Annotated in this window: 2 protein-coding genes; one reads left to right on the top strand and one right to left on the bottom strand. The window is 71.3% G+C overall.

All coding sequences use genetic code 11. The features are described 5' to 3' along the window. Positions 1-526 precede the first annotated feature (526 nt). The gene (locus AC1MIR_RS12145; protein WP_480028412.1) at positions 527-1,114 is read left to right on the top strand and encodes a TetR/AcrR family transcriptional regulator; all 588 of its coding nucleotides are present in this window, start codon (positions 527-529) and stop codon (positions 1,112-1,114) included. A gap of 42 nt (positions 1,115-1,156) precedes the next feature. Here AC1MIR_RS12145 and AC1MIR_RS12150 read toward each other — a convergent pair whose 3' ends face one another. Continuing rightward, positions 1,157-2,188: a HupE/UreJ family protein gene (locus tag AC1MIR_RS12150; protein ID WP_480028413.1), complete on the bottom strand. Its 1,032-nt coding sequence runs from the start codon at positions 2,186-2,188 to the stop codon at positions 1,157-1,159. Positions 2,189-2,358 lie beyond the last annotated feature (170 nt).

Genomic DNA, 2,358 nt, shown 5'->3' on the forward strand with positions numbered 1-2,358 from the left:
GGCCCGCCGCTGCGCCTACGGCTCCGCACCGGCCAACCCGGGCGCGTCCATGCACACCAAAAGGGGGTCCCTTTTGCACGCCGATCCGGGGTCCCGTTTGTGTGCCGATTGACATCGTTGCAAGGCGCGTCACTCCGCCCCGTGGATCCTGCCTCCACGAACCGCATGTTCCGGCCTCGCGCGCAAAAGATGAGCCCGTCTCCGAGGTGCTGGACCCGCGCGGTCGCCATGGCGGCGGCAAGCTGCGCGGCGACGTCCGGCACTGCCTTTTCGCCCGGCAAGCACCCGGCTGGCATGACGCCGACCGCCACTGTGTCGCTGCAACCGGACGGCGCCGGGAGCCGTGCCAGGCCTCCCTTTCCGATCGCGAGAGCCGCAGTGGCGTTCAGCACGGCGCAACGGGAGCCCCGTCGCATTCCTGCCTCCCCTGTTCTGGCGGCGCCAAGCTTGCCGGCGCATGATGTCGGATAGCTTAGGAGTTCCGTATATTGATGGTCAATACCAAAAAGTACGGAACATAGGGACGATGGCTGAACCTGTCCGACGGCAAGGGAAGCGCGCGGGATCGCCCGGGCGCTTCGATCGGGACGAATGGCTCGCCCGTGCGATGGATGTGCTCGCGCAGAAAGGTGGCGCCAAGCTCACCGTTGACGCGCTCTGCAAGGCCCTGAACGTCACCAAGGGCAGCTTCTACTGGCACTTCGAGGATCGCGACGACTTCGTCCGCGATCTCGTGGAGTACTGGAGCGCCCAGTTCACCGAACCTGTCATCCGCCTCGTCAGCCAGTCCAGCGGCGATGCCGGGGCGCGGTTGAAGGAGCTTCTCCGCGTGGTCTCCGAGGGCGGCTACGCGCGATACGACGTCAGCATCCGCGCCTGGGCTGCGCAGGATTCCGGTCTCGTTGCCGATCTGGTGAAGGCCGTCGATGAGCGGCGCCTCGCTTTCGTCTCGGGGCTCTTTGCCGCCATGGGCTTCGACGGCGTCGAGGCCCAGATGAGGGCGCACGCCACCGTGGCGTTCCTCACCTTCGAAGCGTTTGTGCTGGCGGCGAGCACGGATGAGGGCCGCTCGATGATGCTGGACAGGTTCTATGCGATGGTAGCGCGGCACTGAGGCGCTCGGGCGGGGAGCAGCGCGCGTCCTCGGGCGCCGCCGTCACGCCCAGAAGGCGACCATCCGGTCGATCAGCCAGAAGGCCGCGACGGCCCCGATGCCATAGGCCGTCGCCCGCGTGGCGCTGCCGGCCAGGCGGGTCGCCGCATCGCCGCCGACGAGGCGCCCTGAGCCGTGACGCAACGCCCAACCGGCGGCGAGCACCGCCAGCACGAAGGCGAGTTGCCCGATCTCGACACCGAGATTGAAGAACAGCAGCGCCGGCAGCATCGCCGTCTCGGGAAGGCCGATCGCACGCAGCGCGCCGGCGAAGCCGAGCCCGTGCAGCAGCCCGAACAGCAGCGCCACGGTCCAGGGCGCCGTCGCCATCAGCGTGCGCTCGCCGGCGCGGATGCGAAGCGCCTCGGCCGCCGCGAACACGATGCTGAGCGCGATCGCAGCCTCCACCGGCGGTCCCGGCAAGGAGATGGCGCCGAGCGTGGCGGCGGCGAGCGTCAGCGTGTGGCCGGCGGTAAAGGCGGTGATGGTCAGCGCCAGGCGGCGCCATCCCCGCACGATCAGCATCAGCCCGAGCACGAAGAGCAGATGGTCCGCGCCGAGCAGGATGTGCTCCACGCCAAGACCGACATAGGTGACCATCACATCGCGCAGCGCGGGCTCGGCGGGCACCACGAAGCGCGGCGTGGAGGGGGTCAGGCGCGCCGAGATCGCGTCCCGCCCGTCGGCTCGCTCGATCCGAAGCAGCACGTCGTTGCGCAGCGCGGCGAGGCCGTCGAAGCGAATGACGCCACCGGCGAGCCCATCCGGGCATCGTGCGGTCCAGCGCTCGACATAAGCGTCGCCCGCGAAGGTGCCCTGCCGGGCGCCGAGCGGCACGCAGCCTCCCGGGAGCTGCGCGTCCAGCCGCAGCCGCCACGCGCCGCCGAGCGCCGGCACCCGCCAGAGCACCGCCCATTCCGCCGGTCCGGCCGGGCGCAGCTCGAGATAGGCCGGGCGCACCTCATGCGCGGAGACGGCGCGCGGCAGCAACGCGATTGCGAGCAGCAGCAGCGCGCGTAGCAGCCGCGCCATCATCGCGCGGCGACGTCCGCGGGCGCCGCGCCCTCGATGCTGACGGCATAGCGCGCGACCAGCGCGGCGACGAAGCGCTCCTGCGCGGCGCGCGCGCGCCCCCCCCCCCCATAGGCCCCGCGCGCCGGCCCGGCCGGCGCGGTCCCGGGCAGGGGCCGCGCCCGGCCGCGGGT

The sequence above is a fragment of the Falsiroseomonas sp. RANM36 genome (assembly GCF_056682175.1).